This is a genomic window from Mycobacterium sp. UM_CSW, assembly GCF_000455205.1.
GTDB lineage: Bacteria > Actinomycetota > Actinomycetes > Mycobacteriales > Mycobacteriaceae > Mycobacterium.
Genome location: NZ_AUWQ01000145.1, coordinates 1 through 552, shown reverse-complemented (window position 1 = coordinate 552; position 552 = coordinate 1). Strand labels below are relative to the sequence as shown.

The 552-nt window shown below is 79.3% G+C and carries 1 protein-coding gene; it reads right to left on the bottom strand.

Annotation, left to right across the window (positions count from 1 at the left end; all coding sequences use genetic code 11):
* A partial coding sequence (locus N415_RS32090) for a hypothetical protein (protein ID WP_193376532.1) occupies positions 1-552 on the bottom strand: 552 nt, incomplete at both ends.

Here is a 552-nt window from a genome sequence, read left to right as displayed (position 1 = left end):
GGCATGGCCGCCGACGCCGTAGCCCCCGTTGCCGCCGAAGCCGCCTCGACCGCCGCTGCCATTCGTTGCGCCGGCGACGGCGTTGCCGCCGTCGCCGCCGGTGCCGCCGGTGCCGCCATCCCCGGCGGCAACGCCGTAGTCGCCGCCGTCGCCCCCGTCCCCGCCGAAACCACCGGTCCCGCCGGTTTGACCACTGATGGTGGCGTTGCCGCCGGTGCCCCCAGTCCCCCCGGTGCCGCCGGTGCCGGCGCTGCCCGCGCTGCCGACGGCTCCGTTTCCGGTGCCGGGCGCCCCTCCGTTGCCCGCGCTACCGCCGTCACCGCCGGTGCCGCCCGCGCCTCCATCCACGCCCAGGCCCACACCCGAACCGCCGGCCCCGCCGGTGCCGCCCGCGCCACCAATTCCGCCGGTGCCGCCCGCGCCGTTGGTTCCACCGGCGAACGCGCTGCCGCCGGTGCCACCGGTGCCACCGGCGCCGCCGGTGTGACCCGTGCCCCCCACGTTCGTGCCGGGAGCGGCGTCCGTACCGACATCGCCGGCTCCGCCGTGGCC